Source organism: Amycolatopsis sp. (assembly GCF_036008905.1).
In the GTDB taxonomy this organism is placed as follows: domain Bacteria; phylum Actinomycetota; class Actinomycetes; order Mycobacteriales; family Pseudonocardiaceae; genus Amycolatopsis.
This window is the reverse complement of sequence record NZ_DASYMU010000203.1, coordinates 1-26828: the sequence shown is the minus strand read 5'-3', so window position 1 is coordinate 26828 and position 26828 is coordinate 1. Positions and strand designations below refer to the sequence as shown.

Sequence of the window (26828 nt, the reverse complement as noted above, 5' to 3'; positions counted from 1 at the left end):
CGCCACGAGAGATCGTGGCGGGCCTTCGATGTCGGTACGAAAGTTTTCTACTTGCGCCAGGCGGTGCGGCGCTTGCGGATGTCGCGCACCAAGCCGAACGCCAGCAGTAGCGCGAGGCCGATGAGCCAGATGTTCTCGGTGTTCCCGTGGTGATTGCCGTACAGCATCATCAGCAGCGCGAAGACGCTGAACCAGCCCGCGATCCGGATGGCCTTGGGGAAACTGCCGTGCCATCCCCACTCGACCGACGGCTCGTCATGGGGGTCCACCGCGGGTCGCTTGTCGACGGTCTTGCTCGCCACGATCGCTCCTTGCCGGCCTTGTGCTCACTGACCTCTCCATGATCCCACACCTCGCTTCACCGGTGGGAAAGGACCCGCGCGACAATGAGTGACGATGACTACCTCGCGAAGCGTTCTTGTGCTCGGTTCCACCGGGTCCGTCGGCACCCAGGCCCTCGATGTCGCCGCCCGCAACCCGGAGCTCTTCCGGGTCGCGGGCATCGCCGCGGGCGGCTCCGACCCGCAGGCGCTGGCCGCGCAGGCGATCGCGCACGGGGTCGACGCACTCGCCGTGATCAAGCCCACGGTCGTGGAGGACCTGCAGCTCGCGCTGTACGCCGAGGCCCAGCGCCGCGGCTATTCGCGCGGTGAGTTCCGGCTCCCCCGGATCTTCGCGGGCAAGGATTCGGTCGTCGAGCTGATCGACGCCGTCCCGGTCGACGTCGTCCTCAACGCGATGCCCGGTTCCCAGGGCCTCGAGCCGACGCTGCGCGCGCTGGCCACCGGCGCCAAGCTCGCGCTGGCCAACAAGGAGTCGCTGATCGCGGGCGGGCCGCTCGTGCTGGCCGCCGCCAAGCCGGGGCAGCTGGTCCCGGTCGACTCCGAGCACTCGGCGATCGCGCAGGCGTTGCGCGGCGGCAGCGCCGACGAGGTCGCCCGGCTGGTGCTGACGGCGTCCGGCGGGCCGTTCCGCGGGAAGAAGCGCGAGGAGCTCAGCGAGGTCACGATCGCCGACGCGCTCGCCCACCCGACCTGGTCGATGGGCCCGCTGATCACCATCAACTCCTCGACCCTGGTCAACAAGGGGCTCGAGCTGATCGAGGCGCAGCTCCTGTTCGGCATCCCCGCCGAGCGGATCGACGTCGTCGTGCACCCGCAGTCGATTATTCACTCGATGGTGACCTTCGTGGACGGCTCGACGCTGGCGCAGGCCAGCCCGCCGGACATGCGGCTCCCGATCGCGCTCGCGCTGAACTGGCCGAACCGCGTGCCCGGCGCCGCGGCGGCCTGCACCTGGGATTCGCCTGGTGCGTGGACGTTCGAACCGCTCGACAACGTCGCGTTTCCGGCCGTCGACCTCGCCCGGCACGTGGGCGCCGCCGGCGGCTGTCTCCCTGCGGTCTACAACGCGGCGAACGAGCAGCTCGTGGCAGCCTTCCTGGCGCAGAACACCAGCTTCACGTCGATTGTGGACACTATTGGTGAGGTGGTGGAAGCCGCCGACGATTGGCGTCGCGAACCCCGCGACGTGGAAGATGTGCTCGCGGCTGAGCACTGGGCTCGTACCCGTGCCGCGGATCTGATGTCTGGGAGGAAGTAGCGCGTGGTCGCCTTCATTTTCGGCGTAGTGCTGTTCGCGCTGGGCATCTGTATTTCGGTGGCGCTGCACGAAGCGGGCCACATGCTGACGGCCAAGGCCTTCGGCATGAAGGTGCGCCGGTACTTCGTCGGCTTCGGGCCGACGATCTTCTCCTTCCGCCGCGGCGAGACCGAGTACGGCCTCAAGGGCATCCCGCTCGGCGGGTTCTGTGACATCGCCGGCATGACCGCGCTCGACGAGGTCACCCCGGAGGAAGCGCCGCGCGCGATGTGGCGGTTCAAGACCTGGAAGCGCACCGTGGTGCTGTCCGCCGGGTCGATCACGCATTTCATCATCGGGTTCGTGGTGCTGTACCTGATGGCCGTGAGCATGGGCTTGCCGAACCTCAATGCCACGCCGGCCCCGGTCATCGGCAAGATCTCCTGTGTCCGCCCGGCCACGACGACCGAACAGGTCAACGCCGACTGCGCGCCGACCGATCCCGTCCCCGCACAGGCCGCCGGCCTGCTGCCCGGTGACAAGGTGACCGCGGTCGCGGGCAAGCCGACGCCGACCTGGGACGAGGTGCTGGTCGCCATCAAGGGCGCCGTCGGCCCCACGGCGGTCGAGGTCCAGCGGAACGGTCAGGCGGTGCCCCTCACCATCGACGTCCAGAAGGTGCCCCGGCTGCAGACCGACGGCAGCGTCAAGGACGTCGGCATGATCGGCGCCTCCCCGCAGGCACCGCCCAGCCTGCTCCAGTACGGCCCCCTCGACGCCATCGGCAAGACAGGTGCCTTCACCGGCCAGTTGTTCGCGGACACGGCGCAGCGGCTGATCGAGTTCCCGTCCCGCATCCCCGCGGTCGTGAGCGCGATCTTCGGCGGCGAGCGTGACCCGAACACCCCGGTCAGTGTCGTCGGCGCCAGCCGGATCGGTGGCGAGGCCGTCCAACGCGGGCTGTGGGAGCTCTTCCTCTACATGCTGGCGAGCCTGAACTTCTTCGTCGGGGTGTTCAACCTGCTTCCGTTGCTGCCGCTCGACGGCGGGCATATCGCGGTCGCCTGGTACGAGCGCATCCGGGACAAGTTGCGCAAGCTTCGCGGGAAGGTCGCGGGCGGGCCGGTGGACTACACAAAGTTGTCGTCGGTGACGATGGTGCTGGTGTTTATCGGTGGCGCCGTTACATTGCTCACCGTAACGGCTGACATCGTGAATCCCATTCGTTTGCCCTAGGTAGGCTTGTGTCGTGACTGTTGCCCTTGGTATGCCAGCCCTTCCGCCTCCGGTGCTTTCCGAGCGCCGCAAGACTCGTCAGCTCCAGGTCGGTTCGGTGGGCGTGGGAAGCGGTTCGCCGATTTCGGTGCAGTCGATGACCACCACCCTGACCTCCGACGTCAACGCGACTCTGCAGCAGATCGCCGAGCTGACCGCGGCGGGTTGCGACATCGTGCGGATCGCGTGTCCCTCGCAGGACGACGCGGACGCGCTGGCGGCGATCGCGACGAAGTCGCAGATCCCGGTCATCGCGGACATCCACTTCCAGCCGAAGTACGTCTTCGCCGCGATCGAGGCCGGCTGTGCCGCGGTGCGGGTGAACCCGGGCAACATCCGGAAGTTCGACGACCAGGTCAAGGAAATCGCCAAGGCCGCGAAGGATCACGGCACGCCGATCCGCATCGGGGTCAACGCCGGTTCCCTCGACAAGCGCATCATGGACAAATACGGCAAAGCGACGCCCGAGGCGCTCGCCGAGTCCGCGTTGTGGGAAGCCTCACTATTCGCGGAGCACGATTTCCACGACATCAAGATCTCGGTCAAGCACAACGACCCGGTCGTCATGATCCGTGCCTACGAGTTGCTCGCCGCGCAGTGCGACTACCCGCTGCACCTCGGCGTCACCGAGGCCGGCCCGGCGTTCCAGGGCACGATCAAGTCCGCCGTCGCGTTCGGGGCGTTGCTGCGCCAGGGCATCGGCGACACGATCCGCGTCTCGCTGTCGGCGCCGCCGGTGGAAGAGGTCAAGGTCGGGATCCAGATCCTGCAGTCGCTGAACCTCAAGGAGCGCAAGCTCGAGATCGTCTCGTGCCCGTCCTGCGGGCGGGCGCAGGTCGACGTCTACACGCTGGCCGAGCAGGTCACCGCCGGGCTCGAGGGGATGGAGATCCCGCTGCGTGTCGCGGTCATGGGCTGTGTGGTGAACGGGCCGGGTGAGGCTCGCGAGGCCGATCTCGGTGTCGCGTCGGGTAACGGCAAGGGCCAGATCTTCGTCAAGGGTGAGGTCATCAAGACCGTGCCCGAGCACATGATCGTCGAAACGCTGATCGAAGAGGCCATGCGGATCGCGGAAGCCGCCGAACTCGCTGGTGAGGCCTCCGGGCAGCCGGTCGTGTCGGTGAGCTGACCGGCCTACTCTGGACTTCGTGCCGGAGGAAACCGACGCTTGGGCCACCCGTGAGCCGCATCCCGTGCTGCGGCCGCTGGTGGCGCGCTACATCGGTTACACCCAGCACAATGTGACGCTGGACGTGCACCGCGGGCTGCCCTCGCGGCACGTCACGCTGATCGTCAGTTTGGACCGGCCGATCCGGGTCACCGGGATGCCGCTGCCCGGTGAGTCGCCCGTGAGCGCGCAGGCGCTGATAGGTGGATTGCATTCCGGTCCGGCGCTGATCGCGCAGGACCGGTTCCAGTCCGGGCTCCATGTCGAGCTGAATCCCTTGGGTGCCAAGGCTTTGCTTGGTGTCTCGTCGGCGGAGTTGAGTGGTTGTGTGGTGGGCCTCGAGGATTTGGGCTCACCACGGCTGGCGACGCTCGCACCCCGGCTCGTCGACGCCGCCGGGTGGTCCGAGCGGTTCGCGATCCTCGACGAAGTGCTCGCGGCCGTCGTGTGCGAAACCGCCGGCCCGCCACCGGAAGTCGACTGGGCGTGGCAGCGGATGATCCGGGCGGGCGGACGAATCCGGGTGGCTTCGCTGGCCGACGAGGTCGGCTGGAGCCGCCGGCATTTCGGCGAGCGGTTCCGCGCGGAAGTCGGGATTTCGCCGAAACAGGCCGCGCGTGTGCTGCGGTTCGAGCGCGCCGGAACCCTGCTGCGCCAAGGCGGACGGGTCGATCTCGCGGCGCTCGCCGTCGGCTGCGGGTACTACGACCAAGCGCATCTCACGAACGAATGGCGTGCCCTCGCCGGCTGCCCGCCCAGTGTGTGGATCGCCGAGGAGCTCCCATTTTTGCAAGACGAGGGCGCTGTCCCCGGCTCAAGCTGAGGGCATGACCGAACAACCCGCTCCGACAGTTTGGCCCGCGCTGCGCTACGACGACGCTCCCGGTGCCGTCCGTTTCCTCGTCGACGTCTTCGGGTTCCGTGAAGCGCTCGTCGTTCCCGATGAGGGCGGCGACGTCGTGCACGCGGAGCTGCGCTGGCCCGAGGGCGGCGGCGTGATGCTCGGCAGCACGAAGTTCTGCGACGGCGTCCATGCCGCGATGAAACCCGGTGGCAACGCGGTTTGCGTGGTCACCGATGACGTCGACGTCGTGCACGCCCGTGTTCAGGCCTCCGGCGCGGAAATGCCCGAAGGCCTGCACGACACCGACTACGGCTCGCACACCTTCACCGCCGCAGACCCCGAAGGAAACCTCTGGACCTTCGGCACCTACCGCGGCGCCCCCTGACCCTCGGGGAAAGTGTCGACATATTCCCGAGGGGAGGGCGTCAGCTCGTGGGGCGTTCGAAGGTCAGGAGGAGGCCTTCGACGCCGCCGGGGCCGATGCGGCCCTTGATCTCCGCCGCGGTGATGGCCTTGAGCTGCCATCCGTCCGAGGCGTTGTCGTTGAGCACCTTCTCCAGTTTGTCGCCGGACATCTTGCCGCCGATCATCTTTTCGCGGACCTCGACAACTCGGTATGTGAATCGCTGCATGTCCCGATTGTGTCAGTTGCGTAGCTAGGGCAATCGGGTGAACGCTCCAGGCGTGGTCTCGCGGCCGGGAGGGGCCGAAAGAGTCCGATCCTGATGTTCGCCTCAGCGTGTCGGAGGGCTTGCGTTCCGTTGCGGGCGTTTATCTGGCACGCTGGAGGACGTGTTGCGGCTAGCAGGTGCGCGGCTGCTTGATGATCGGGACTTTCCGGCGGTTCGTGCCGCGCTCGCCGCGGACCCGGTGAGCAGCTGCATGGTCAGCGCTCGGGTCGAAGTCGCCGGTCTCGATCCTTGGCGCCTCGGTGGCGAAATATGGGCTGCCGACAGCCGTCCCGTGCGAGTGGGCCGGCTCCAAGGGCTGTGCTTTTCCGGCCCCAACCTCATCCCGTTGAGCGGGAACGCTTCTGCGTTGCGCTCGTTCGCCGACCGCGCGCTGCGGCGTCAGCGCACGTGTTCGTCGCTCGTCGGCCCGGCCGAGCAGGTGCTCGGGCTGTGGGACGAGCTGTCCAGCGAGTGGGGGGCCGCCCGCGAGATCCGGGGTGACCAGCCGCTGATGGCGCTGGACGGCGCTCCGCACGTGCTGTCCGATCCGCTGGTGCGCGCGGTCCGGCCCGACGAGCTCGACCGGTATCTGCCCGCCGCGATAGCGATGTTCATCGAAGAGGTCGGTGTCGACCCGCGAAGCGGCGACGGCGGCGCGAGCTACCGCGCGCGTGTCTCGGAGCTCATCGCCGGTGGCCGCGCGTTCGCCCGGTTCGAAGACGGCCAGGTCGTGTTCAAGGCCGAAATCGGTGCCATGTCGAGCAATGTCGGCCAGATCCAAGGTGTCTGGGTGCATCCGGACCGCCGCGGCGACGGCCTCGGCACGTTCGGCACCGCCGCGGTCGTGAACCGGCTGGTGCGGGGGATGGGCCGCACGGCGAGCCTGTACGTCAACGCCTACAACACCGCCGCGCTCGCCGCGTACCGGAAAGTCGGCTTCCAGCAGGTCGGCCAGTACGCCACGATTCTGTTCTAGCTCCTTCGGGTCGGCGTTTCGTCCCCGGTGCACCGCTTTCGGGGGGCATAATCCCGGCGTGCCAGCAAGATGCCGACAATTCACCAGCGTCGCGCTGGCGGCCGTGCTCGTCACTTCGCTCGCCGGGTGCGGGCTCTTCTCCTCCGACCCCGACCCCGAAGAAGTCGTCGCCGACTTCTTCGGCGCGTTCGCCTCGGGTGACACGACTCGCGCGGCGAGCCTGACCGACGCCCCGGAGCCGGCGAAAGCCCTCCTTGACCAGGTCCGGATCGCGCTGGCGCCGCAGTCGGTCGACTTCGAGTCGCAGCCCGAGCGGAACTCCTCGGCGGACGACCAGGCGACGGCGTCCTACCAGCTCAACTGGCATCTCCCGCACGACAGGCTGTGGTCCTACACCGGCGAGACGCAGCTCTATTCGGTCGACGACGGCTGGAAGGTGCACTGGCAGCCGTCGGTCGTGCATCCCCAGCTCGCCGTCCAGCAGAACCTCGCCGTCCGCGTCGACACCCCGCAGCTGGCGCCGGTACTGGATCGCGACGGCGTCGCGTTGCTCGCGCCGCAGAAGGTGATCGGCGTGGTCGTCGACCCCGCGACGGTCGGGGACCTGAACTCGGTCGCCGGGCAACTGGCCGCCGCGGTCGGCCGGTTCGACCCGTCGGTCACCCAGCAGTCGCTCGTCGACGGCGTGAAGGCCACCAAACCCGGCGGGACCTACGCCGTGGTGAGCCTGCGGGACAGCGACTACCAGCAGGTCAAGCCCGCGATCTACGAGCTACCCGGCGTGCGCTTCACCAGCCAGGACAGGCTGCTCGCGGCCGACAAGGAATTCGCCAAGCAGGTGCTGCCGTCGGTCCGTTCGCTCGTCGACGACAAGGTGGCCGGGCGCGCCGGCTGGCGGGTCGTCACCGTGGACACCGCGGGGGACGAACTCGCCGAACTCCACGCCCACCCAGCCGAAGCGGCGGGCGCGATCACCAGCACGCTCAGCACCCGCGTGCAGACGGCCGCGGAACAGGCCCTGGACCCGATCCCGGGCGCGGCCATGATCGTCGCGCTCCAGCCGTCCACCGGTGATCTGCTCGCCGTCGCCCAGAACGCTCCCGCCGACGCGCAGGGCCCGATAGCGCTCGCCGGGCGCTACCCGCCGGGCTCGACGTTCAAGATCATCACGGCTGCCGCGGCACTCGGCACGGGCAAGGTGAAACCGGACACCCCGGTCGACTGCCCCGGCACGATCAACCTCGACGGCCGGATCGTGCCCAACGAGGGCAAGTTCGAGCTGGGGACGGTTCCTCTGCTGACGGCGTTCGCGCGCTCCTGCAACACGACGTTCGCCAAGCTCGCGACCGACCTGCCCCCGGCCGCGCTCACCGACGCCGCGCGCGACCTCGGCGTCGGCGCGGACTTCGTCCTGCCCGGCCTGACCACGATCACCGGCTCGGTCCCGCCCGCCGACACCGTGGCCCAGCGCGCGGAGAACGGCTTCGGACAGGGAAAGGTGGTCACGAGCCCGTTCGGTATGGCCATCGCCGCGGCCACCGTGCAGTCCGGCCGGATCTCGGTGCCCACCCTGCTGCGCGGGACGCCGACGCCCGCCCAGAATCTGGGACAGCCGGTCAAACCGGAGGTGCTGGACTCGCTGCGGTCGATGATGCGCGAAGTCGTCACGACCGGGACGGCGACAGCGTTGCGCGGGCTGCCCGACGTGCACGGAAAGACCGGTACCGCCCAGTTCGGGGACGGGACGAACTCGCACGGCTGGTTCGTCGGGTACCAGGCAGACCTGGCTTTCGCGGTGCTGCTGGTCGGCGCCGGGTCGTCGAAACCGGCCGTCGAAGCCTCGGATCGGTTCCTGAAGTCACTCGGTTGAATAGAGAGTCGTAGGGTGGACGTATGCCCGATCGTGCCCCCCTGAAGCCTGGCGTCCAGACGCCGCGTCGCGAAGTTCCCGCGGCCATCGCCCGTCCCGAGTACGTGGACAAGCCGTCGCCGAAACGCGACTCCGGCAACGGCGTGCGCACCCCCGAAGTGATCGAGGCGATGCGGATCGCGAGCAAGATCGCGGCGCAGGCGCTCGAGGAAGGCGGCAAGGCCGTCAAGCCCGGCGCCACCACCGAGGACATCGACAGGGTCGTCCACGAGTTCCTGCTGGACCACCGCGCGTACCCGTCGACGCTCGGGTACCGCCACTTCCCGAAGTCGTGCTGCACCTCGCTCAACGAGGTCATCTGCCACGGCATCCCGGACTCGACGGTGATCGAGGACGGCGACATCTGCAACATCGACGTCACCGCGTTCATCGGCGGCGTCCACGGCGACACCAACGCCACCTTCCTCGCCGGCGACGTCTCCGAGGAGGCGCGCCTGCTGGTGGAGCGCACGCACGAGGCGACCATGCGGGCGATCAAGGCCGTCCGGCCCGGACGTCAGCTCAACGTGATCGGCCGCGTCATCGAGGCGTACGCGAAGCGCTTCGACTACGGCGTGGTGCGCGACTTCACCGGCCACGGCGTCGGCCCGGCGTTCCACACCGCGCCGACCGTGCTGCACTACGAAGAGCCCAGCGTCACCACCGTCATCGAGCAGGGCATGACGTTCACGATCGAGCCGATGATCACCCTCGGCACCATCGACTACGACGTGTGGGACGACGACTGGACGGTCACCACCAAGGACAAGAAGTGGACCGCGCAGTTCGAGCACACCCTCGTGGTGACCGAGACCGGCGCGGAAATCCTTACCCTGCCCTGATTTCCCCCGAGATCAGAACTCGCCAGGGTCGACGTCGAGGCGCGACAGGAGTTCGTCGAGGAAGCCACCGGCTTCGCTGACGGCCCTGTCCGCGTCCTTGGCGGCGATGGCCTCCAGCAGGCCGCGGTGCCCGATTTCCTGCACCAGCACGGTTTTGTCCCCGGCGGTGGCGGCGACGCTCGCGGTGACCACCTCGGTCAGGCCGCGGTAGAGCTCGGTCAGCAGCGTGTTGTGCCCGCAGGCGACCACCGTGAGGTGGAATTCCGCGTCGACGCGGGCGAAGTCCTCGTAGCGCTTCTCACGCCACGACCGGTCGCGCTCGTCGAGCAGGGCGTCCAGTTTGACCAGATCGTCTTCGGTGCGCGCGGAAGCGGCGAGCCTCGCGCCCTCCACTTCGAGCGTCCGGCGGACCTGCAGCACCTCACGCAGCTCGGAGCCGCACAGCCGCAGCACCGCGCCCGACACCTCACTCGTCGCGCGTACGTAGGTGCCGTCGCCCTGGCGGACTTCGAGCAGCCCGCTGTGGGAGAGAGCGCGCACGGCTTCGCGCACGGTGTTGCGGCCGACGCCGAGCTGCTCCGCGAGGGCGGGCTCGGTCGGAATCCGCTGCCCGATCGGCCATTCGCCCTGTCTGACGGCTTCGCGCAGCTGGTCGATGGCCTGATCGACCAAGCCGGTACGCCGAGTAGTGGCCAAAGGCACAGCGGCACCTCTCTTTTCACGGACTGGTGAGCCAAGCAACACATGTTGCCGAAAGAGCCGGTCAACCAATCATCCTACGTATGTCATAGTACTGGTGTGGCTGTCGATTCTTGGAAGTTCCCGCACCCGGACACCGAACCCGCGCTGGAAGGTGCCGTGGAGCTACCGGGAACCCGGAAGACGGTACTGGCCGGTGGTTTCCTGCTCGGCCTCGCGGTGGTGTTGATCGCGCTGAACCTCCGACCGGCGATCACCAGCGTCGGTCCGATGCTCGACGAGATGCGTGCCAGCTTGGGCGCGTCGGCGACCTGGGCGGGCCTGCTGACGACGTTGCCGGGTCTCTGTTTCGCCGGCGCTGGTTTCGCCGCGCCGGTGCTGGCCAGGCGCTTCGGCGTCGGCGCCGCGCTGACGGCCGCGCTCGTGGTGCTGTCGGCGGGCTTGGTCCTGCGCGTGCTGGACGGCCCGCTGGTCGTGCTCGGCGGAACCCTCGTCGTCACCGCCGGAATCGCACTGGCCAACGTCCTCATCCCGGTCGTCATCAAGGATTCCTTCCCGGCGCAGATCGGCTTGATGACCGGCGTGTACACCGCGGCCCTCCAAGGTGGCGGCGCACTGGGCTCCGCCTTGACCCCGCCACTGGCCAACGGCCTGGGCGGCTGGCGGGCGGCCCTGTCCAGCTGGGCCGTCATCGGCGTCATCGCCGTGGGCGTCTGGATTTTCGCCGCCCGGCGCGAGGTCAGGGTCGACACCGGAAACTCCCGCCCCGGCGGCGCTCGCCGCTCACTCATGCGCAGCCCGCTGGCCTGGACCGTGACGATCTTCTTCGGCCTGCAGGCTTTTGTCGCCTACATCGCCATGGGCTGGCTGCCGCAGGTCCTGATGGACGCGGGCGTAAGCCGAACCGACGCCGGACTCCTGCTGGGCCTGATCTCGGTCCTCGCGGTCCCGATCAGCCTGACCGTCCCCGCCATCGCCGCCCGTCAAGGCAGCCAGACCTGGTGGATCGTCGGCCTGGGCTCCTTCGGCTTCGCCGGAATCCTCGGGCTGGTCATCGCCCCGAGTGCGTCCCCGCTGCTCTGGAGCGTCTTCGTCGGTATCGGCATGAGCGTGTTCTCGCTGGCTCTCACCGTCATCGCGCTCCGCGCCAAAACCGGTGAGGAAACCGCGACCCTCTCCGGCATGGCCCAAGGCTTCGGCTACCTGCTCGCCGCACTGGGCCCGTTCCTCTTCGGCCTCCTGCACGAACAAACCGGCAGCTGGACCATCCCCCTGATCATGGTCCTGGCCGTCATCGTCGCCCAAACCCTCTTCGGCGCCCTCGCCGGCCGCCGCCGATTCGTATAGGGGTCGTGAGTGGCTACAAGTGTTAGAACACACGTAGCCACACACGAGCCACGCTGGGTCGGCCCCTACAGCCCACCCAGCCACAAGCTTTGAGCCGTACAAGCCAGAGGCCAACCACAACCATCTGTCGACAGATGGCGGCCCCTCAATCCAAAGGCAGGTTCAGCAAAGCGTTCTCCACCAGCTCAGGCATGGCCGGGTGAATCCAGTACTGCCCCCGCGCCATCGTCCGGGCATCCAGCCCGAAGCTCATCGCCTGAATCAACGGCTGAATAATCGTGGAAGCCTGCGGCCCGATAATGTGCGCCCCCAGCAACTGCCCGGTCGCCGGATCCGCCAGCAACTTCGCGAACCCGGTCGTATCCTCCATCGCCCACCCATAAGCGATCCCGGCGTAATCCTGCTTGGACACCACGTAGGAAACGCCACTCTGGAACGCTTCCTGCTCGGTCATCCCCACCGCCGCGATCTGCGGCGAACTGAAAACAGCATGCGGCACAAACCGATGATCCGAAGCAACCGGCGCCTCGGGATTCAGCAAGTTGTGCTGCACAACCCGCTGCTCGTGGTTCGCCACATGCTTCAGCTCATAAGGCGAAGAAATATCCCCGAGCGCGTAAATCCCGTCGACACCAGTCCGCTGGTACTCATCGACCACGACATGCCCGCTGTCCCGCACCGACACGCCAGTCGAGTCAAGATTCAACAGGTCCGAGTTCGGCGTGCGCCCGACAGCGACGAGAATCTCGTCCGCCACCACGGTTTCCGCGCCCTCAGGACCTTCGAGCTCGACGGTCACCCCGCCAGCGTCACGCTTGACCCCGGTCGTCTTCCGGTTCAACCGCACGTCATAACGCGCACTCGCCAGCTCGGTGAACCGGACACTGATGTCCTCGTCCTCACTCCGCAACAGCGCACCCGAGCGCGCCACCAGCGTCACCTCCACTCCGAGCGACGAGAACACGTGCGCGAACTCCGCCGCGATGAACCCGCTCCCGATGATCACCATCCGCTCGGGCAGCTCGTCGAGCCGCATGACCGTGTCCGAGGTGTGGAAACCGGACTCGGCCAGCCCCGGGATCGAAGGAACCGCCGGACGCCCACCGGCGGCCAGCACGAACCGGTCCGCCGTGATCGTCTCGGACGGCCGTCCGTCGGCGAAGGAGACGACAAGCTCCTTGTGTCCGACGAACTTGCCCTCACCCTGGTAGACGTCGACGTTCGCGTTGTCCGCGTGCGAGGTGCGGTACTCCTGCCCGCCGGCGGCGATGGGGTCGATCCGGCCGAAGATCCGGTCGCGGATTTCCGGCCACCGGACGCCCGTGAGCTCCTCGTCCACGCCGAACTTCGAGCTGAACGACGGCGTCGAGGCGACGTCGGCGGTGTAGACGAACATCTTCGTCGGGATGCACCCGACGTTCAGGCAGGTGCCGCCGAAGACGCCCTTCTCGACGATCGCCGTCTTCCAGTCCTTGAACCGCGGGTCGAGGATGGAGTTCCCCGATCCGGTCCCGACGATCACCAGGTCGTAATGGGGCACGCTGTCATCCTCCGTATAGAAGCTCTGTGTCTATCTGGACAAACTCGATCGAGTGAAGGCTTGTTCCCGGCTTCACTTGCCTGTCGCTGTGAAGTGCATCCGGTCCTTCGGGGTGGTCCAGGCGCCGCCCCAAGTCCACCCGATCGAAGTAAAGGCTTGCACGGTCGGGTCGCCCACGCGCACCATGCCCGGCCGAATCCGTGAGCGGTCGACGTAGGCCGAGGCCAGTTCGGGCAGGACCAGGTCACCCTTCGTGTAAGGGTTGCAGAACGGGTTGACGTCGACTGCGAGCCCGTAGGCGTGCGCGGACCACGTCGTCAGGCCGCGTGCCGGGCGGCAGACGAAGGCGCTGGTGCTGTTGCCGTCGCCGGTCGGCGGGGCGGTCAGCTCGTCGGGCCGGGTGACGCGCATCTCCTCGAGCGGGAACTTCCGGGTGTAGAGCTTGGCGAACGCCTTGGTCACGTTGTCGGCCACCGAGGCGTTGACGAGCATCTCGCCGGTGTGCGCCCGGCCGTCGAAGCCCCAGAACGACATCGTCAGGTAGCGCAGCGCGGTCGAGGCGACCGGGCAGGCGGGCTGCCACGTGCTGCGGGCGAGCACGTCGGCGGGCACCGGGCGGACGGTGGCCGCGTACTTGCCGCCGGTGGGAGGCGGCAGGACGTCGACAGTCGGCAAGGAGCGGTCGATGAGCTCCGGCGGGGTGGGCAGCACCTGCCCGAGGCCGTCCGCCCGTCGTGGCAGCGGGTGCGCGCCGACCTGCCAGGTCACCGGCGGAGGTGCTGGTTCGGGAGTGGACCGGAGCGGCGCGGCGGCTGGCGTGGACACGCTCACCGCGGGGGCGGCCGGGGCCGGTGACGCCGGCGACGCGCACGCGGACACGCCGACGGCCAGCACGCCCAAGAGCGCCGAGGCCGTTCGAATTCGCACGCGCTGAAGCTTGGCACGTTTTTTTATGCGGCGCGGAGCAGTATGAGGCTGGAGACCACCCGATTCAGTGACACCGTTTCGGGCGTTCTCCGATTAGGGTGTTGTCGGTTGCCCGTGCACGTACTGGAGTTGTTCGACTCCCGAGCGCATTCTTTTCCAGTGGCCGAGCCGGCAGCCCGCCAGTCGTGTTGTCGAAGGGATTCACCCATGCCGAAAAAGACTCGCCGCACTGTGCTGATGGCGGCTGGGGCCCTGCTCGCCACCGCCCTTTTCGTCCCGGTCGTCGTCAGCAGCGCGTCGGCGGAGCCCGCCGCGGTGGCGACACCGGCTTCGGCCGCGCAGCCCGATATCGTCGGCGGCAACGAGGCGAAACTCGCGGATTACCCGTACGCCGTCTACCTGACCGACCTCGACGGAAACCAGTTCTGTGGCGCGGTGATCATCAGCAGGACGGCGGTCGCCACCGCCGCGCACTGCGCGCTTTCCATGTCCCGCACGAAAATGCATGTCGTGGCCGGTCGCCAGGACAAGCGCTCCGCCGGCGGTGTGGACACTTCGGTGTCGCGCACCTGGGTGCACCCGGACTACACCGATCCGGGCCAGGGCGACGACATCGCCGTGCTGACCGTGCGCGGAAACCTTCCGTACCAGCCGGTGAAGATCGCGGACAAGAGCGACAATGAGCTGTATTCCTCCGGTACCAAGGCGACCGTGCTCGGCTGGGGCCGGACAGCGGACGGCGGAGCGCGGTCGGATTTCCTGCGTAGCGCCGTGGTTCCGCTGATCGCCGACAAGAGCTGCACGTCGAGCTACGGCAATTACGACCCGGCGAAAATGGTCTGCGCCGGGTATGAAAAGGGCGGTATCGACGCCTGTCAGGGCGATTCGGGCGGTCCGCTGGTCGTCGGGGACACGCTGATCGGAATCGTCTCCTGGGGCGAAGGCTGTGCGAAGGCCGGGAAGCCCGGTGTCTACACGCGAGTCTCGGCGTACGCCGATGACCTCACCCGGGAAATGGGCGCGCGCATCCTGCGTTAGCGTTGCCGGGTGGCCAACAGTGTGGAGAACAAGCTCACCGTGCACGACGTGACCGGTGATCGGCTGACGGCGGGGCAGTTGTACGCCGTGCTGCGCCTGCGCGTCGACGTGTTCGTCGTGGAGCAGGAATGCCCGTATCCCGAGTTGGACGGCCGGGACCTGGTGCCGTCCACCCGTCATCTCTGGCTGGACGGGCCGGACGGCGTCGGCTCGTATCTCCGTGTGCTGGAGGAACCCGCCGGGGCGCAGCGTATCGGCCGCGTTGTGACGGCGCGTGCCGCGCGAGGCCAGGGTTTGGCCGCACAGCTGATGAAAACCGCGCTCGACCACGCCGGTGACGCCGATTGTGTGCTCGACTCACAAACGTACGCGAAGGGCTTCTACGCGAAGTTCGGGTTCCTCCCCGAGGGCGACGAGTTCCTCGATGACGGTATCCCGCACATCACCATGTGGCGTCGCGTCTAGCTGGAGGCTCCGCGTGGAGCGGACTCGGTGATCACCTTCACCGCTCGTTCCACATCGGACTCGGTGAGGTCGGCGCGAGCCGTCAGGCGTAGCCGGGAGATGCCGTCCGGCACGGACGGCGGCCGGAAGCAGCCGACCCGGATCCCTTGCTCCGCACAGGTTGCCGCCCACGCGACGGCCGCGTCCGCCGAAGGTGCCTGCACCGAGATGACGGCGGCGGCCGGCGTGCTGACGGTGAATCCGGCGGCCTTGAGTTGCATGGCCAGGTTCATCGCCGTGTCCTGCACCCGGGTCGCGAGTTCCGGCTCCGCGCGCAGCGTGCTCAGCGCGGCCAGCGCGGCCGCGGCGCTCGACGGCGCGAGCGCGGTGTCGAAGATGAAGCTGCGGGCCGTGTCGACCAGATGACGGATCACGCGGCGCGGCCCGAGCACCGCACCTCCTTGTGCGCCAAGGGCTTTCGACAGGGTGATCGTGGTGACGACGTCCGGCGCCGCGCTGAGTCCGGCGGCGTGCACCGCGCCCCGGCCGCCTTCGCCGAGGACGCCGAAGCCGTGTGCGTCGTCGATCAGCAGTGCGGCCCCGTTTTCGCGGCAGACCATCGCCAGCTCGGGCAGCGGCGCGAGGTCGCCGTCCACGGAGAACACCGAGTCGGTGACGACGAGCGCGCGGGTCTTGCGGCGCGTCGACAACGCGTGCGACATGGCTTTGAGGTCCGAGTGGGCCACCGCGGCGACGTCCGCGCGGGACAGGCGGCAGCCTTCGATGAGCGACGCGTGGATGTACTTGTCGGTGACGATGGCCGATTCCGAACCGGACAACGCCGTCACCGCACCGAGGTTCGCGGTGAACCCGGACGAGAACACGAGCGCCGCCTGAGCTCCGGTGAACCGCGCCAGCTCGTGTTCGAGCTCCGCGTGCAGCTCGGTGGAGCCGGTGACGAGCCTGGAGCCCGTGGCACCCGCACCCCAGCGCAAGGCGGCCGCGGCGGCGGCGCCGGCGACCCGCTTGTCCTTGGCCAGTCCCAGATAGTCGTTGCCCGCGAGGTCCAGCTCGTCCTCACGCGGTGCGCGCGGGCGCAGCTTCCTGGCCAGCCCGGCGGTGGCCCGCTTCTCGGCTTCCACGTCGAGCCAGTCGAAAACCTGCTCGGCGGGGACCTGGGTGGCGGCGGGACCGGGTGCGTTCACGCTCTGCAGTCTCGCACTCGCGGCGAACGGCGAACGAGGTGAGGTACGTCAACGCGCGTAGGCGAAGTGTCGCCTCACGACGGACGACGTCCTCCGCGGCGAAGGCCACGCTTCACCCCATGGAATCCAGGACTACAGCGGCCAAAACAGCGGGAATCGCGCTCGTCGCCGCCGGGCTTGGCATCATCGTGCAGATTCTGGGTGGCGCGGAGGAATATCCGGACATCCCGCCCGGGGCGATCACCCTCGTGGTCGCCGGGCTGGCGGTGTTCGCGTGGCGATCGCGCTGGTCGCCTGCCATAGCCGTCATCGTCGCCGGGTTCATCCTGATCGGCGCGTTCCTCACCGGCGGCACCGGCGACCGGCTGAGCGCGCCGGGGAACCTGGGGCAGTTCCTCGGCACCGTGCTGCAGATGGCCGGGGTCGTGGTGGCGCTGGGGGCCGGGATCGCGGGGCTGGTGAAGGCAGGGGCGAGGCCCCGCGTCCGGAAATAGCAGAAGGGCCCGGCAGGAGTGATCCTGCCGGGCCCTTCTCGGTACTACTGTTTAGCTGTCGAAGCTGCGACGCGGGCCGCGGCTCGGGCGGCCGGTGCCGCCACCGGCGCCACTGCCACCGCTGCCGAAGCGCGGCTGACGGCTACGGCCACCGAAGCTGGGACGGCCACCTTCGCGACCACCCTCACGGGAGCCCTGGTAGCCACCGCCTTCACGGGAACCCTGGTAACCGCCGCCGCCACCCTGGCCGCCACGGTAACCACCGCTGCCACCGCGACGCGGCGGCGCTTCACGGCGAAGCTCGGCGACCGGCTCGCCACTGGGCTGCTGCGCACCGGTGATCCGGGACAGCTCGGCGTCACCGGGACGCACGACCGTGGACTCGGCGCGAACGCCGGCGCGGTCGGTCATCCGGCGGACCATGCGGCGCTGATCGTTGGTGACGATCGTGACCACGGTGCCGGAAGCACCGGCGCGAGCCGTACGGCCGGCGCGGTGCAGGTAGTCCTTGTGGTCGGCGGCCGGGTCCACGTGCAGGACCAGCGAGATGTCGTCGACGTGGATACCGCGAGCCGCGACGTCCGTGGCGACGAGCACCGGGGTGTTGCCCTCTTTGAAGTCCGAGAGGACCCGGTTGCGCTGACCCTGGGTCTTGCCACCGTGCAGCGCCGCGGCGCGGACGCCGTTTTCGCGCAGCCGCTCGGCAAGACGGTCGACGTGGTGCTTGGTGCGCACGAACATGATCGTGCGGCCGTCGCGGGCGCCGATTTCGGTGATGACGTCCTGCTTCTCCTGGTGCGAGACCTGGAGAACGTGGTGGTCCATCGTGGTGACGCTGGCCGTGGCCGGCGCGACCGAGTGCGTGACCGGGTCCACCAGGTACGCCCGGACGAGCCTGTCGACGTCACCGTCGAGGGTCGCCGAGAACAGCAGGCGCTGGCCGCCACGCGGGGTCAGGTCGAGGATCTCGCGAACCTGCGGCATGAAGCCCATGTCGGCCATCTGGTCGGCCTCGTCCAACGCGATGAAGTTCGTGTCGGAGAGGTCGCAGGTGCCCTGACGGACGTGGTCGGAAAGCCGGCCGGGGGTGGCGATCAGGAGATCGACGCCACGGGCCAGTGCGTCGGCCTGGCGGTTGAACGCCATGCCGCCGACGGCGACGCGGCACCACAGGCCGAGCGACTTGGCCAGCGGGGTGAGCGAGTCCGCCACCTGCATGGCCAGTTCACGGGTCGGGACGAGGACCAGGGCGCGGGGGCGCTTGGCCTTCGCACGGCCACCGTTGAGCCGGGTCAGCATCGCCAGGCCGAAGGCCAGGGTCTTGCCGGAACCGGTCTGCGCGCGGCCGAGGACGTCGCGCCCCGCCAGTGCGTCCGGGATGGTCGCGATCTGGATCGGGAACGGGGAGGTGATGCCGGCCTCACGGAGTGCGGCCAGCAGCGGCTCGGGAAGACCGAGTTCCGCGAAAGACTTGACGGCGACGGACTCGACGGCCGTGTCGTTGTTCGGGATGTTGTTGCTACCACCGGTACGCGCAGGCTTACGGCTCGGGCGAGCAGAAGATGCGTTACCGGAATTGAACGTGACTGTCACAAATACCTCTCGGACGTGGTACGTCGCAAGGAGGCCCGGCTGCCCGCACGCAGGCAGGGCAAGATGGTGTGCATTGGGCTTTCACAGGGACGAACCCGACGCACTTTGCCCCTTCGGCATTGCACGCCATTGGTTGAAAAGGAGATCGCGAGCCATTCAGTTGGCTTTGGAGGCGACGGACACCACTCATCCACGCCGCCGGTTGCGGTCTGTTACTACTGTACCTGACGTGATCGTGGGCGCCCAATCGGAGGCGCCAACTGTGGGCAAGGACGCATCTTGGAGCGCATGAACGGACCCTTCCTGCCGTTTAACAGCGGGAAAGGTCCGTTCATTCCGCACAACTAGGGCAGTCCGGCGATTTCCCGCAGGTCCGCGATGAGCCGTTCGGGGTCACCCGCGCGCGGGTCGAGGCCTCGCTGGCCGAACCAGCGCGCGATGTTGCGGACGTCCCGCGCGAGGAACTCGAACCCGCGCGGGTTGGCCACGATGTCGACCGCCTGTGGCACGTCGATCACCACGATCCGTCCCTTGTGGACGAGCAGGTTGTACGCCGAGAGGTCGCCGTGGGCCAGGCCCTGCCCGGCGAGCATCTCGAGCGCTGACGTCGTCTGGTACCAGAGATCGCGCAGTTCGTCCGGTTCCGGCCGGACCTGCGCGAGCCTGGGCGCGGCGACCCCGTCGTCGTCACCGAGGAACTCCAGCAGGAGCTCGATCCCGTGCTGCTGCACCGGATACGGCACCGGCGCGCCCGCCGACCACAGGCGGCTCAGGAAGGTGAATTCCGCGGCCGCCCATTGCTCGGCGATGAGGTTGCGGCCGAACGCGCTGCGTGACTCCATCGCCCGCATCTCGCGGGACCGGCGCACGCGCCTGCCTTCGAGATAGCCCGCGTCGCGGTGGAAAAGCTTGTGTTCGTCGCTGCGGTACCGCTTGGCGGCGAGCAGCGAACCCCGGCCGGTGTCGGGCAGGTCCCGCCGGATCAGGTGGACGTCGGCCTCCTTGCCGGTTTTGAGGACGCCAAGCTCGGTGTCGACCGCCGCCAGCTCGGTCAGCACCCAGTCCGGGCGGGGTTTCGGTCCTTGGACGGCGTCGTCCCAGGTCGACCAGCGGTCGCCGCCGCCCGGGATGGCTGTTTCGGTGTAGGCGTCCTCACGGAGCCTGGCCAGCCGGGCGCGCTCGTCGAGGGTGAGACGCCCGCTGCGGGCGGGCGCCGGTTCGTCGTCGAAACGGCGCTTGCGGATCTTGCGTGAAGTGGGTTCGTTGTCGAAATCGTGCTCGCGCACTGGTGGGTTCTCCTTGCGGAAGGGGGTGCCCCACCGGGCGAGCGGATGCGCTAGCGGCCTCGGGGGGCGAGTGGACGGGCGAGGACAACGCCCCGGACAGTCGTCACCACAGGGCACCTCCTCGAGTTCCACCCGGCGTCTCCGCCGGACCTTGCACAACGTCTCGATGATCCTCGCGCACCCGCTCGATACCGCGCAACCGATTTAACCGTGCGGCACGACTACGGGAACGGGGAACACGGCGGCAGGCGTGTCGCACGTCAGGAGACGAGTTCGGTGCGGGAGCTGATCTTGAGTTTCCGCAGCACGCTCGCGACATGCTGCTCGACGGTCCGCCGGGACAGGAACAGCGCTTCGGCGATTTCCCGGTTGGTGTGGCCGTCGCTGAGCAGGCGGGCGACGTCGTGCTCGCGCGGGGAGAGTTCGTCGCCGTAGCCACGGCGCCCGCGACGGGACGGCGTGACCGCGCCCGTCGCGCGGAAGGTGTGGCGGCAGCGGGCGGCGTCCCGGGTCGCGCCCAGCAGGCTGAACTCCTCGGCCAGCGTGCCGAACGCCGTCGCGGCCCGGTCGTCGCCGCTGTCGACCCGGCTGTGCGCGAGCCGCTCGGCGGCCAGCGCCGCGTGATAGGGCGCGGGCAGCAGTTCGTAGCGCGCCCGCGAGTCTTCGAGGAACTTCACCGCGTCGCCCCAGTCCTGACGTCGTGCGGCCAGGGTGCCGAGGCAACCGGCGAGCGCGGCGTGTCCGGCCGGAGCGTCCCGATCGCTGATCTCGCGTTCGAACTCCTCGGTCAGCGCGACGGCTTCGTTTTCCCGGCCCGTCTCGCAGAAGGCGTCCACCGCGGCCGGAACGAGCTCGCCGCCCCAGGCCCAGACCGCCTTGGTGCGCAACAGTTCCAGGCCCTTCGACGCCTCCGCCGCCGCCGCTTCGAAGGACTCCTGGGCGAGCAGCATGCGCACGATCCCGCCGTAGGCCGCGATGACGACGGGGGTGAACGCGTTCTCCGGCCGCCGGACGCCGATCTCCGCGAAGTGGCTCGCGGCGCGGTCCCACTCGCCGCCCGCTGCCGCGAGCAGCCCTTGGACCAGCGAAAGCTCGCTGGTCACCGGCAGCAGGCCGGGGTACTCGACGGCCAGCGCGGTGGCGCGCTCCGCGAGTCCGTCCCAGTTCCCGATCAGCCAGTCCGTGTGCACCCGGGTCGCCCGCGCCGTGCTGACGACGTACGGCGCGCCACCGTCGGCGGCCAGCCGCATCCCACTGCGCAGCAGGCCGTCGGCGCGGCGGTGGTGGCCGATCCACGCGCAGGCGTCGGCCATGTTGCAGTGCAGCTGGGCGAGCTGCCGGTGTTCCTCCGGCGAACTGGCGCGGACGGGGACGAGCGCCATCCGTTCCCAGGCGCGAGGATCGCCGATGTGCAGCCGCGACGGGATGTTGTCGGCCATCAGCGTCAGCGCGAGGAGCCGTTCGGGGGCGTGGTCGATCAGCTCGTCGACGCGGTCCATCCACCGCAGGTGCTCGGACAGCGACGTGGCGCCGACCCCCGGCTGGGCGAGCACGGCCATCCCGCGTCCGGCGAGATCCGGGCGGTGTGAGGCGAGGTCGTTCACCGCGATCTCGATCTCCACCCTGGCCGCTTCGAGCCCGCCGGCCTGCCGGATCAGCAGCATCCCGAGGCTGAGCCGGACCTCGCCGCTGAGCTTTCCGGAGAGCCGGTGATCGGACAGGAGCCGTTCGAGGGGCGCGGTGACCTCGTGCCGCGAGAGCCCGTTGCCGGCGACCGTGCCGGGTTTCACCGCGAGTCTGTCCACATCGGACGGTCTGAGCGTCGGCTCTTCCGGCAGGCCGCCCGGAGTCTCCTCGTTCCGATACGTCAGGAGCAGGGCCAGGTTTTCCGGCGGGGACGTCATCAGGAACCGCAACAGCTGCCGGGAACCGTCGTCGGCCCAGTGCACATCTTCGAGGACGAGCAGTACCGGCCCGGCGCACCTGAGCGCGTCGATCACCACGCCGTACGGGAACGGCTCCCCCATCGGCAGGCAGTGCCCGGTGAGCGTGCGGCGCGCCGCGAGGTCGGGATGGGCGAGCAGTTCGGTGCCGAGCCGGGTCTTGCCGACACCGGCCTCGCCTTCGAACAGGATCACTGAGGGCGACCGGATTCCGGCCGCGACGAGCGCCAGCAGTTCCGCTTCGCGCCCGACCAGCACCGGTGAACTCGTCCGGGTCATGCCCATTTGCGGAGCTTAAGACCGCTTGAACGATCACGGAAGCTACTCGGACCAGTGACAGAACTTTCGTAGGGAGTATTGGATACGGCGCGGGTTTCCGATGCCCTGCCGGGTGAGTGGCTTGTGCCGGGTGTGCGCCGCGACCACGATGGTCGCGGCGCACAGTCGGTTTCGGGAGGCATCATGGATCGCTACGACGTGGTGATCGTCGGCGGCGGGCACAACGGGCTCGTCGCCGCGGGCTATCTGGCCAAGGCGGGCCGTTCGGTGCTCGTGGTGGAACGACGGTCCGAGGCCGGTGGCGCGGCGGTGTCGTCCCGGGCGTTCCCCGGTGTCGACGTGCGGCTTTCGCGGTACTCGTATCTCGTCAGCCTGTTGCCGCGCAAGGTGATCGCGGAGCTGGGGCTCAAGATCGACCTCCGCCGGCGCCGGATGTCTTCGTACACCCCGGCCGGTGACACGGGACTGCTCGTCGACACCGGCGACGAAACGCGCACGGCCGCGTCGTTCGGCGAGCTCAGCGGGTCCACAAAGGATTTCGAAGCCTGGCAGCGGTTCTACGCCATGACCGCGCGAGTGGCCGGGCGTACCTTCTCGACACTCACCGAACCCTTGCGCGGCAAGAAGGAACTACGTGCGCTCGTCGACGATCCGCAAGCCTGGCGGCTGCTGTTCGAGCGGCCTCTCAGTGAGGCGCTGGAAGGGGAATTCGGCGACGACACCGTCCGCGGGGTGGTGCTGACCGACGGGCTCATCGGCACCTTCGCGGCCGCCGACGATCCGGAACTACGCCAGAACCGGTGCCTGCTCTACCACGTGATCGGCAACGAGACCGGCGACTGGGACGTCCCCGTCGGCGGCATGGGCGCGGTGACCGGTGCGCTCACCGACGTCGCGCTGCGGGCCGGAGCCGTGCTGCGGACCGGCGCGGAGGTGCTGTCGATCGACCCAGACGGCGAAGTCCGGTACCGCCACGACGAAACCGAGCACGTCGTGCACGGTGACCGGGTGCTCGCCAACGTCGCTCCAAGCACGCTCGCGCGGCTGCTTGGGGAGGAGTCGACCGAGTTCTCCGAGGGGGCGCAGCTCAAGGTCAACATGGTGCTCAAGCGGCTGCCACGGCTGCGGGACACGACCATCGACCCGCGGGAGGCGTTCGGCGGGACCTTCCATGTCAACGAGAGCTATTCGCAGCTCGCGACGGCGTTCGCCGAGGCCGAAAAGCGTCGGATCCCGTCGTTGCCGCCGTGTGAGATCTACTGCCACTCGCTGACCGATCCGTCGATCCTCGGTCCCGCCGAGCGCGCGGCCGGAGCCCAGACGCTGACGTTGTTCGGCCTGCACATGCCCGCCCGGTTGTTCGAGGGACGCAACGAGCAGGCGCGAGCCGAGGCGCTGCGGGCGACGCTGGCCTCACTGAACAGCGTCCTCGCCGAGCCGATCGAGGACTGCCTGTGGACCGGACCGGACGGCGAACCCTGTGTCGAAGCCAAAACCCCGTTGGACCTGGAGCTTGAGCTGGGCCTTCCGCGCGGGCACATCTTCCACCGCGACCTTTCCTGGCCGTACGCCGAAGACCCCGTGCAGGAGGGCAAGTGGGGCGTGGAAACCGCCCACGAGCGTGTTCTCCTGTGCGGGGCCGGAGCTTCCCGGGGCGGCGGGGTCAGCGGGATCCCCGGGCACAACGCCGCCATGTCCGTCCTGGTGGGTTAGCCCTTATCGGACGGTTCGACGCGGCGCGCCCCGAGGGGCAAGCTGGTGATCATGCGAGTTGCAGTGATCGGGAGTGGCATCGCCGGGGCGTCGGCGGCATATCAGCTGACCAGGCGTGGGGCGGAAGTCGTCGTCGTGGATTCGGCCGAGCAGGGGAGAGCGACGTCGGCGGGCGCGGGCATCGTCTCGCCGTGGACGTCGCGGCGCACCGAGGGTTACGAGCTCGGTGCGGCGGCCGCGGATTTCTACCCCGAAGTGGTGGCGCAGCTGGCCGAGGACGGGCGGCGGGACACGTCGTTCGAGGTGGTCGGCGGCATGGTCGTCTCCGCCGACGAAGGCGAGCTGCGGGCGGCCTACGAACGCACGAGTGCCCGGGTGGCGACGTCGCCGGCGGCCGGTGACGTGCGGCGGCTCGATCCGGCGCGGGCGCGCGAGCTGTTCCCGGCGCTGGCGCCAGAGTTGGGCGCTGTGCACGTTTCCGGTGCCGGGCGCGTCGACGGGCGGCAACTGCGGCTCGCGTTGCTCGGCGCGGCCGAGACCCGGGGCGCGCGGCTCGTCGAGGGACGCGCCGTGCTGCACGTGAGCGGTGATCGCGTGAACGGTGTCGTGGTCGCCGGAGACTTCGTGGGCGTCGACGCCGTGGTCATCGCGGCCGGGGCGTGGAGCTCGGATCTCCTTGCGCCGCTGGGACTTCGGCTCGACGTCTCGCCGCAACGCGGGCAGATCACCCATCTCGACCTGCCAGGGACGGACACGACGAACTGGCCGGTGGTGCTGCCCGTTTCGAGCCACTACCTGCTCGCGTTCCCCGGCTCACGCGTGGTCGTGGGCGCGACCCGCGAGACGGGCTCGGGCTTCGACTACCGGGTCACCGCGGCCGGGCAGCGTGAGGTGCTCGACGAAGCGCTCCGCGTCGCACCCGGACTGGCCGACGCGACGTTGGTGGAGACCCGGATCGGGTTCCGCCCGGCGTCCCCTGACGGTGAGCCGTTGCTCGGTGCGTTGTCCGGGCATCCGGAAGTGGTGGTGGCCGGGGGTTTCGGGCCCGCGGGACTGACACTCGCGCCGTTCTCGGGGCACGTCGTGGCGGCGGTGGCGCTGGGCGAAGAACCACCGTTCGATGTCGGCGCATATCGGCCGGACAGGTTCAGTGCGACGCGGTGAGCAGTTCCAGCTGGTGCTCGCCGGTGCGTTCGATGGCCAGTCCCTCGCGGGAGAGCACGCGCAGCAAACCGTCCACAGTGGAGGGATCGCGCGGGGCCCTGGCGAGCGCGGCGGCGACCTTTCCCTTGTAGGCCTTGTTGAAATGGCTGACCGTCTTGCGCACGCCAGGGGAAACCTCGGTCACCACGCGGACGGTGACCGCGCCCGGGATGCGGGCCAGCGTGGCGTACGTGCCGGAACGCAGGTCGACGATCAGGTCGTCGATCCCGGCGAAGACCGGTTCCAGCGCCGGCCGCCAGAGCGCGCTCAGGGTGCCGATCGCGGGCAGTGAACTGCCGCCGGACAGGCGGTACGCGGGGATGCGGTCGACGCCGGAGACCACGCCGAACAGTGCCGAGGCGACCGCCAGCCGCCGCTGCGCCTTCACCAGCGCGGGCTTGCGGAAGCTGCCGATGTCCAGCGCGTCGTAGAGCACGCCGGTGTAGCGCGAGAGCCACGGAAGAGTGGGTGACGACCAGAGTTCGGCGTTGCGGGCGACCTCGTCGGCCTGCCGGATCGAGATGTCGAGTGCCGCCAGGCTCGCCGGGACGTCCGCGGCGAGTTCGACCAGCGCGTCGGCGAGCTTGCCACGCACGGGGTTCAGCTCGGGGAACGACAGCGTGCCGACGTCGAGCGGCGGGCCGTCGCCACCGGCGGCCTTGGTCTCGGAAGGGGGGAGCAGCACTAGCACCCGTACAGGTTACGGGGTGAGAAAATGGCGTGCGGCGGCTGGAGGGTCCGGCTTAACCTCGGCTGATGGAACTGACGTGGCGCCCGCTGAGCCTTGACGACACCGAGCAGTTGGCGGGCGTGTTCGCCGCGGCCGAAGCGGTGGATCCGACGTGTGAGCACTACAGCGCGGAAGACCTGCGTGAGGACTTCGACGCCCCGACAATCGACCTCGCGGACTCCTCGACAGCGATCTGGGACGGCGAAAAACTGGTCGGCTACGCCCTCGTCCGGCCGCGCGAAGCGGCGAACCCCGCGCACATGATCCGGATCGAAGCCGTGGTCCATCCCGGCTACCGCGACGACACCGTCGGCGCGCACCTGGTCGACTGGTTCGAACGGACGGGCAAGCTCGTGCACGCGCGAACGTTCCCGGACGCGCCGCTGGAACTGCACGCCCACGCGCACGAGTCGCAGCGCTGGTACCTCGAGGTCATGGAGAAGGGCGGGTTCCACACCGCCAGGACATTCCTCGAAATGCGCGCCGACCTCGCCAAACTGCCGCCCGCGCAGCCGTTGCCCGAGGAGTTCCCGCTGGTCGGCTTCGAGCAGAAGTACGACGAGCTGACCCGCGTCGCGCGCAACGACACCTTCGGCGACCACTGGGGCAGCACGGAGCTTTCGCCGGAGATGTGGCGCCACCTCGTCACCGGCTCAAAGGACTTCCGCCCGGACCTGTCGTTCCTGCTGCTCTCCCCGAGCCGGGACGAGGTCGTCGCGTTCGTGACGAGCGAGTTCTTCAAGTCCGACGCCGAAGTGACCGGCATCCGCGACTGCTTCGTCGACTACGTCGGCACGCGAGCTTCGGTGCGCGGCCGCGGTGTCGCGACGGCGTTGCTCGGGCACACGCTGGCCAAGGCGAAGGAAGCCGGGTTCCAGCGGTCCTCGCTCAGCGTCGACCTGGAGAACGTCAACGGCGCCCTCGGCATCTACGAACGCTGCGGCTACGTCGTCGCCGAACGCTGGTCCGGCCTCGTCCGCGCCTTCGGCTGATATCCCGCGTGCGCAACTATCGCCATCTGTCGACAGATGGCGGAGTGACGACGTGGAGGAGGGGAGCGCCGGAGGCGAAGCGGCGGAGTTGTTCGGCGATGAGCCGCTTCGCGCGCGGGTAGAACGACG

General features: G+C 68.9%; 25 protein-coding genes. 15 read left to right on the top strand and 10 right to left on the bottom strand.

The genetic code is table 11. The annotated features are described in order from the left end of the window. Positions 1-47: 47 nt before the first annotated feature. On the bottom strand, positions 48-302 hold the full coding sequence (locus VGP60_RS32925; RefSeq protein WP_327552069.1) for a DUF2631 domain-containing protein: 255 nt from the start codon (positions 300-302) through the stop codon (positions 48-50). Between the two features lie 94 nt (positions 303-396). Between VGP60_RS32925 and dxr the strand changes: the two genes are divergently transcribed. The 5 genes from dxr to VGP60_RS32900 are packed head-to-tail and all read left to right on the top strand — an operon-like array spanning position 397 to position 5253. Beyond that, positions 397-1602, top strand: coding sequence for a 1-deoxy-D-xylulose-5-phosphate reductoisomerase (gene dxr, locus VGP60_RS32920; protein WP_327552068.1), 1206 nt, complete (start codon positions 397-399; stop codon positions 1600-1602). A 3-nt stretch (positions 1603-1605) separates the two neighbouring features. Then, the gene (locus VGP60_RS32915) at positions 1606-2817 is read left to right on the top strand and encodes a site-2 protease family protein (protein WP_327552067.1); all 1212 of its coding nucleotides are present in this window, start codon (positions 1606-1608) and stop codon (positions 2815-2817) included. A 13-nt stretch (positions 2818-2830) separates the two neighbouring features. Beyond that, the gene (ispG, locus tag VGP60_RS32910; protein WP_327552066.1) at positions 2831-3985 is read left to right on the top strand and encodes a flavodoxin-dependent (E)-4-hydroxy-3-methylbut-2-enyl-diphosphate synthase; all 1155 of its coding nucleotides are present in this window, start codon (positions 2831-2833) and stop codon (positions 3983-3985) included. Positions 3986-4004: 19 nt separating this feature from the next. Next, positions 4005-4847, top strand: a complete 843-nt coding sequence (locus VGP60_RS32905; RefSeq protein WP_327552065.1) for a helix-turn-helix domain-containing protein — start codon at positions 4005-4007, stop codon at positions 4845-4847. 4 nt (positions 4848-4851) lie between these two features. Continuing rightward, positions 4852-5253: a VOC family protein gene (locus VGP60_RS32900; protein WP_327552064.1), complete on the top strand. Its 402-nt coding sequence runs from the start codon at positions 4852-4854 to the stop codon at positions 5251-5253. Positions 5254-5293: 40 nt separating this feature from the next. On the opposite strand, the gene VGP60_RS32895 is transcribed toward VGP60_RS32900, so the two are convergent. Continuing rightward, on the bottom strand, positions 5294-5500 hold the full coding sequence (locus VGP60_RS32895) for a DUF4177 domain-containing protein (protein ID WP_327552063.1): 207 nt from the start codon (positions 5498-5500) through the stop codon (positions 5294-5296). Positions 5501-5660: 160 nt separating this feature from the next. Between VGP60_RS32895 and VGP60_RS32890 the strand changes: the two genes are divergently transcribed. From VGP60_RS32890 to map, 3 genes are read left to right on the top strand one after another with little or no spacing between them, the layout of a single operon-like run. Then, positions 5661-6515: a GNAT family N-acetyltransferase gene (locus VGP60_RS32890; RefSeq protein ID WP_327552062.1), complete on the top strand. Its 855-nt coding sequence runs from the start codon at positions 5661-5663 to the stop codon at positions 6513-6515. A 58-nt stretch (positions 6516-6573) separates the two neighbouring features. Next, entirely contained in the window at positions 6574-8385 is a 1812-nt protein-coding gene (locus tag VGP60_RS32885; protein ID WP_327552061.1) for a penicillin-binding transpeptidase domain-containing protein, read from the top strand. Between the two features lie 23 nt (positions 8386-8408). Continuing rightward, positions 8409-9266 carry a type I methionyl aminopeptidase gene (gene map / locus VGP60_RS32880; protein ID WP_327552060.1) on the top strand — a complete coding sequence of 286 codons (858 nt, stop codon included), beginning with the start codon at positions 8409-8411 and terminating at the stop codon, positions 9264-9266. A 12-nt stretch (positions 9267-9278) separates the two neighbouring features. On the opposite strand, the gene VGP60_RS32875 is transcribed toward map, so the two are convergent. Next, the gene (locus VGP60_RS32875; protein WP_327552059.1) at positions 9279-9968 is read right to left on the bottom strand and encodes a FadR/GntR family transcriptional regulator; all 690 of its coding nucleotides are present in this window, start codon (positions 9966-9968) and stop codon (positions 9279-9281) included. A gap of 96 nt (positions 9969-10064) precedes the next feature. Here VGP60_RS32875 and VGP60_RS32870 point away from each other — a divergent pair, with 96 nt between their 5' ends. Then, positions 10065-11312, top strand: coding sequence for a CynX/NimT family MFS transporter (locus VGP60_RS32870; RefSeq protein ID WP_414640440.1), 1248 nt, complete (start codon positions 10065-10067; stop codon positions 11310-11312). A 145-nt stretch (positions 11313-11457) separates the two neighbouring features. Here the strand turns inward: VGP60_RS32870 and VGP60_RS32865 are convergent, their stop codons facing one another. Both VGP60_RS32865 and VGP60_RS32860 read right to left on the bottom strand, forming a co-directional pair. After that, positions 11458-12852 carry a mycothione reductase gene (locus VGP60_RS32865; protein ID WP_327552058.1) on the bottom strand — a complete coding sequence of 465 codons (1395 nt, stop codon included), beginning with the start codon at positions 12850-12852 and terminating at the stop codon, positions 11458-11460. Positions 12853-12924: 72 nt separating this feature from the next. Then, positions 12925-13779, bottom strand: coding sequence for a M15 family metallopeptidase (locus tag VGP60_RS32860; RefSeq protein ID WP_327552057.1), 855 nt, complete (start codon positions 13777-13779; stop codon positions 12925-12927). 207 nt (positions 13780-13986) lie between these two features. On the opposite strand from VGP60_RS32860, the gene VGP60_RS32855 reads away from it, so the two are divergent. Both VGP60_RS32855 and VGP60_RS32850 read left to right on the top strand, forming a co-directional pair. Further along, the gene (locus tag VGP60_RS32855) at positions 13987-14817 is read left to right on the top strand and encodes a serine protease (protein ID WP_327552056.1); all 831 of its coding nucleotides are present in this window, start codon (positions 13987-13989) and stop codon (positions 14815-14817) included. 9 nt (positions 14818-14826) lie between these two features. Then, positions 14827-15282, top strand: a complete 456-nt coding sequence (locus VGP60_RS32850; protein WP_327552055.1) for a GNAT family N-acetyltransferase — start codon at positions 14827-14829, stop codon at positions 15280-15282. On the opposite strand, the gene VGP60_RS32845 is transcribed toward VGP60_RS32850, so the two are convergent. After that, positions 15279-16466 carry an 8-amino-7-oxononanoate synthase gene (locus VGP60_RS32845; RefSeq protein WP_327552054.1) on the bottom strand — a complete coding sequence of 396 codons (1188 nt, stop codon included), beginning with the start codon at positions 16464-16466 and terminating at the stop codon, positions 15279-15281. The genes VGP60_RS32850 and VGP60_RS32845 overlap by 4 nt on opposite strands. Positions 16467-16585: 119 nt before the next feature. Between VGP60_RS32845 and VGP60_RS32840 the strand changes: the two genes are divergently transcribed. Next, positions 16586-16960, top strand: a complete 375-nt coding sequence (locus VGP60_RS32840) for a hypothetical protein (RefSeq protein WP_327552053.1) — start codon at positions 16586-16588, stop codon at positions 16958-16960. 51 nt (positions 16961-17011) lie between these two features. Here VGP60_RS32840 and VGP60_RS32835 read toward each other — a convergent pair whose 3' ends face one another. From VGP60_RS32835 to VGP60_RS32825, 3 genes are all read right to left on the bottom strand, one after another. Next, on the bottom strand, positions 17012-18553 hold the full coding sequence (locus tag VGP60_RS32835; RefSeq protein ID WP_327552052.1) for a DEAD/DEAH box helicase: 1542 nt from the start codon (positions 18551-18553) through the stop codon (positions 17012-17014). Between the two features lie 344 nt (positions 18554-18897). Beyond that, positions 18898-19839, bottom strand: a complete 942-nt coding sequence (locus VGP60_RS32830) for a serine protein kinase RIO (RefSeq protein WP_327552051.1) — start codon at positions 19837-19839, stop codon at positions 18898-18900. A gap of 260 nt (positions 19840-20099) precedes the next feature. Continuing rightward, complete coding sequence (locus VGP60_RS32825; RefSeq protein ID WP_327552050.1) at positions 20100-22067, bottom strand: LuxR C-terminal-related transcriptional regulator; 1968 nt, start codon at positions 22065-22067, stop codon at positions 20100-20102. Positions 22068-22244: 177 nt separating this feature from the next. On the opposite strand from VGP60_RS32825, the gene VGP60_RS32820 reads away from it, so the two are divergent. Together VGP60_RS32820 and VGP60_RS32815 are read left to right on the top strand one after the other, a co-directional pair. Next, a complete protein-coding gene (locus VGP60_RS32820; protein WP_327552049.1) occupies positions 22245-23774 on the top strand; it encodes an NAD(P)/FAD-dependent oxidoreductase in 1530 nt (509 codons plus the stop codon). A 51-nt stretch (positions 23775-23825) separates the two neighbouring features. Then, the gene (locus VGP60_RS32815; protein WP_327552048.1) at positions 23826-24938 is read left to right on the top strand and encodes an FAD-dependent oxidoreductase; all 1113 of its coding nucleotides are present in this window, start codon (positions 23826-23828) and stop codon (positions 24936-24938) included. On the opposite strand, the gene yaaA is transcribed toward VGP60_RS32815, so the two are convergent. Then, positions 24922-25668 (bottom strand): peroxide stress protein YaaA, encoded by a 747-nt coding sequence (gene yaaA, locus VGP60_RS32810; protein ID WP_327552047.1) that lies wholly within the window; start codon positions 25666-25668, stop codon positions 24922-24924. The genes VGP60_RS32815 and yaaA overlap by 17 nt on opposite strands. A 65-nt stretch (positions 25669-25733) precedes the next feature. Here yaaA and VGP60_RS32805 point away from each other — a divergent pair, with 65 nt between their 5' ends. After that, positions 25734-26699 carry a GNAT family N-acetyltransferase gene (locus VGP60_RS32805; RefSeq protein ID WP_327552046.1) on the top strand — a complete coding sequence of 322 codons (966 nt, stop codon included), beginning with the start codon at positions 25734-25736 and terminating at the stop codon, positions 26697-26699. Positions 26700-26828: the final 129 nt, after the last annotated feature.

Coding starts and splice junctions, on each gene's coding strand:
- dxr (WP_327552068.1), top strand. CDS start 397: ATGACTACCTCGCGAAGCGTTCTTGTGCTCGGTTCCACCGGGTCCGTC.
- VGP60_RS32900 (WP_327552064.1), top strand. CDS start 4,852: ATGACCGAACAACCCGCTCCGACAGTTTGGCCCGCGCTGCGCTACGAC.
- VGP60_RS32895 (WP_327552063.1), bottom strand. CDS start 5,500: ATGCAGCGATTCACATACCGAGTTGTCGAGGTCCGCGAAAAGATGATC.
- map (WP_327552060.1), top strand. CDS start 8,409: ATGCCCGATCGTGCCCCCCTGAAGCCTGGCGTCCAGACGCCGCGTCGC.
- VGP60_RS32855 (WP_327552056.1), top strand. CDS start 13,987: ATGCCGAAAAAGACTCGCCGCACTGTGCTGATGGCGGCTGGGGCCCTG.
- VGP60_RS32840 (WP_327552053.1), top strand. CDS start 16,586: ATGGAATCCAGGACTACAGCGGCCAAAACAGCGGGAATCGCGCTCGTC.
- VGP60_RS32825 (WP_327552050.1), bottom strand. CDS start 22,067: ATGGGCATGACCCGGACGAGTTCACCGGTGCTGGTCGGGCGCGAAGCG.
- VGP60_RS32820 (WP_327552049.1), top strand. CDS start 22,245: ATGGATCGCTACGACGTGGTGATCGTCGGCGGCGGGCACAACGGGCTC.
- VGP60_RS32815 (WP_327552048.1), top strand. CDS start 23,826: ATGCGAGTTGCAGTGATCGGGAGTGGCATCGCCGGGGCGTCGGCGGCA.
- VGP60_RS32805 (WP_327552046.1), top strand. CDS start 25,734: ATGGAACTGACGTGGCGCCCGCTGAGCCTTGACGACACCGAGCAGTTG.